At 42.4% G+C, this 3,167-nt stretch carries 4 protein-coding genes; 3 read left to right on the plus strand and 1 reads right to left on the minus strand.

Going from position 1 to position 3,167, the window contains the following annotated elements; translation table 11 throughout:
- Positions 1 to 58: 58 nt before the first annotated feature.
- The 3 genes from CLOSYM_RS05575 to CLOSYM_RS05585 all read left to right on the plus strand — a co-directional run bounded on the left by CLOSYM_RS05575 (position 59) and on the right by CLOSYM_RS05585 (position 2,860).
- On the plus strand, positions 59 to 778 hold the full coding sequence (locus CLOSYM_RS05575; RefSeq protein ID WP_021641300.1) for a PHP domain-containing protein: 720 nt from the start codon (positions 59 to 61) through the stop codon (positions 776 to 778).
- A 12-nt stretch (positions 779 to 790) separates the two neighbouring features.
- On the plus strand, positions 791 to 1,507 hold the full coding sequence (locus tag CLOSYM_RS05580) for an LCP family glycopolymer transferase (protein ID WP_021641301.1): 717 nt from the start codon (positions 791 to 793) through the stop codon (positions 1,505 to 1,507).
- Between the two features lie 522 nt (positions 1,508 to 2,029).
- A complete protein-coding gene (locus tag CLOSYM_RS05585) occupies positions 2,030 to 2,860 on the plus strand; it encodes a class I SAM-dependent methyltransferase (protein WP_044902163.1) in 831 nt (276 codons plus the stop codon).
- A gap of 69 nt (positions 2,861 to 2,929) precedes the next feature.
- Here the strand turns inward: CLOSYM_RS05585 and CLOSYM_RS23175 are convergent.
- A partial coding sequence (locus tag CLOSYM_RS23175) for a hypothetical protein (RefSeq protein WP_021641303.1) occupies positions 2,930 to 3,167 on the minus strand: 238 nt, incomplete at its 5' end.

Genomic DNA, 3,167 nt, shown 5'->3' on the forward strand with positions numbered 1-3,167 from the left:
AACAATAAAACAGGTAGTGAAACTTGACACTACCCCGCGGACGGAGGGAGAAGATTAAATGATAAATCTGTTTTATGATCTGCATATCCATTCCTGTCTGTCCCCCTGTGGCAGTGACGATATGACGCCGTATAACATCGCCGGAATGGCTGCCTTAAAGGGGCTGGACGTGATAGCCGTTACGGATCATAATTCCTGTAAGAACTGTCCGGCCGTGCTGGCTGCGGCAAAGGAATACGGAATCCTTGCGGTTCCCGGAATGGAGATTAACACATCCGAGGAGGTACACGCCGTATGCCTGTTTAAATCCCTGGAAAAGGCGATGGAGTTTGATGCATATGTCTATGGACGGCTTTTGCCGGTGAAAAACAGGGAGGATATATTCGGAAAGCAGGAAATTTATGATTGCAGTGATCAGATCTGCGGCCATGTGGAGAACCTTCTTATCAGCAGTACCGATATCTCCTTCAGCGGTTTATGGGAACTGGTCAGGACGTATGACGGAGTCATGTTTCCCGCCCATATAGACAAGGCATCGAACAGCCTGATTTATAATCTTGGCTTTATTCCGGAGGACAGCCTGTTTCATACGGCGGAGATTGCGGATATGAAACAATACCATGCTCTGAAAAAGAGCAATCCCTATCTGGAGCATTGCAGGATTATCAGCGATTCGGACGCCCATTATCTGGAGGACATTCATGAACCGCGGCTGTCAATAGCAGTGGAGGAGAGAACGGCCGCTGCGGTGGTGGAGGCGCTGCTTGCCGGTATTTAAAGGAGGAAACGTATGGGAAAGGCGTCTGCCGCCCGAAAGAGGCTTTATATCATTGTATCAGCCATTCTGTTTAGCCTGACGACACCGGTTCCGGCGTCGGCACAGGGAGCGGAAAATAACCAGGAGGAAAGCTGGAATATTGCCGTGTTCGGTGTTCACTCACCGACTGAAACGAAAAAAGAAGAGAGTCTGGAATTTGCCGCAGTAGTGGAAATTGACAGAGAGAGCCTGGAACTTAAAACGGAATATATACCGGTGAGAGACGGTGCATATGATGTACAGAACAAGGAGAGCGGCTATCCGGATCTGGGAATACGCTATGACGATTATGTAGCTTTTAACTGGAAAGACCTGGTGGATGCAATTAATATACTGGGAGGAGTGGAAACCGTGATCAGTGATGAGGAATATGTCTATATCAATGCCTATGTAACCCAGACCGTAGCGGAAACCGGGATAGCGTCCACCCGGATCAGCAAGGCGGGGTTAAGGTATATCGACGGCGTTCAGGCTGTGGCTTACAGCCGCATGAAATTATCGGAAAATGACGCAGATCAGGTGAAAAGGCAGGGAAAGATCCTGTCACTGACATGGAACAGGCTGACGCATACAGATATCCGGTCTCTGTATCGTTTTGTCCGCAATATCCTGCCCGGAATTAAGACCAGCCTTGATGGGGATGAACTGACGTATCTGTATAAAAACGGCAGAGAGTGGGGACTGGACTGAGAATAAATTTTGAAACTACTTACAATACATTTCAAGGTGTGGGGTAAATAGCAATGCGAAAATTTGAATGTCAAGTAGAGGCAGTAACTGGACACTGTTCCTGTGGAGAAAAACCCTAAGTCAAAAAGGAATTTAGCGTGTCCAGATAACGGTTATGTAACTTTCAAATTAACAATGATAGAAGATTAAGCCTATCTCAATATGCGTGGTTTTACCCGACGGATAGGCGTCCTTTAATGTTGACATTACGAAATGAATGCAGTAAAATACAGCTGTAAATTTAATAAGAAAAGGTGATGTTAGTCCGGCGTATCAGATGTTACACAATCAGTAACGTGGGTATGACTGGAAAAGAGTAGATAAAATCAATCCAATAGGCAAAGAAAAAGCTGTATCAACAGCTTATTTTTAGTACCTAATGTTTGATTTTATTTTACTCTTTAACTAATTCTTCATCTTTTGAAAGATTAGCCGTAGAGTAAAGTCTACGGCTTTTTCTTTTGCACAGGAAAGGAGAAAAAAATGAATAGCAGCTTTATAACATCTTTGAGAAAACCCCCTATCTACACTAAATCAATGGTTGAGTTTTGGAATGATGAATATATCTCAGAACAAATGCTCAAAGCGCACTTAGACCCCGAATTTGACGGGGCAAGTAGAAAATTGGACTTTATTGAAAAATCTGTTGCATGGATAACAGAACGGATCCCGCCTGCCGATTATCCTTTGCTTCTTGATATCGGGTGCGGTCCAGGAATATATGCTGAACTGTTTACCAAAAAGGGGTATCAAGTTACCGGAGTGGATTTTTCAAAGCGTTCTATAGACTATGCACAACAATCAGCTTTCAGCAAGAAGCTAAATATTTCATACGTGTATCAAAATTATTTAGAAATGGATTTGAGCAAAAGTTTTGATTTTTGTACCATGATATATTGTGATTACGGTGCACTATCGACTAAAGACAGACAAGTAATTATGAAAAAGATTTATCATCATCTTAAACCCGGCGGAAAATTGTTATTAGATGTATTTTCCATGACAAAGTATTATGATTTTCAAGAACAACAAGTTTGGGAAGTATGCCCTGATGGCGGCTTTTGGCGTTCTGACGAATACATGGTGCTAAGTGGATTTTATAAATATTTAGACAATGTAACTCTGGACTTAATATCAATTATTTCAAAAAAAGAAATAACCCCATATTATTTGTGGAATACATATTTCTCAAAAGAAACATTAATACAAGAAGCCGAAAGCATTGGCTTTAAAATGTGTGGGCTGTTTGGTGATGTTGCAGGACGTATTTATCAGCCTGAAAGTGATACAATCGCAGTAATTTTGGAAAAATAACCTTTAGGGGCAGATCGTCATAGTGAACCTTTAACAGCAGAATTCAAATGGACGATTCCCCGGACTATATTAAAAGTGCAGAGGAAAAAGGATTTGAAGTGAACGGCGAATCATCAGCAATACAATCGTGATGGTGATTGCCGTCTTGACAGGTGTTGAAGTTATGATGGAGGATGCCTCTTGCAACAGTTCAGCCATGATGTATTCCGCGAGGTGTTTTCGCTGTTTTTTGCGAAAATCCCGAGTTATGTGGAGCGTAACGGCGCCCAGACTGAATAGCGTAAAGTTAAATTCGGTTAATGGAAAT

It is taken from the genome of [Clostridium] symbiosum ATCC 14940 (genome assembly GCF_000466485.1).
GTDB lineage: Bacteria > Bacillota > Clostridia > Lachnospirales > Lachnospiraceae > Otoolea > Otoolea symbiosa.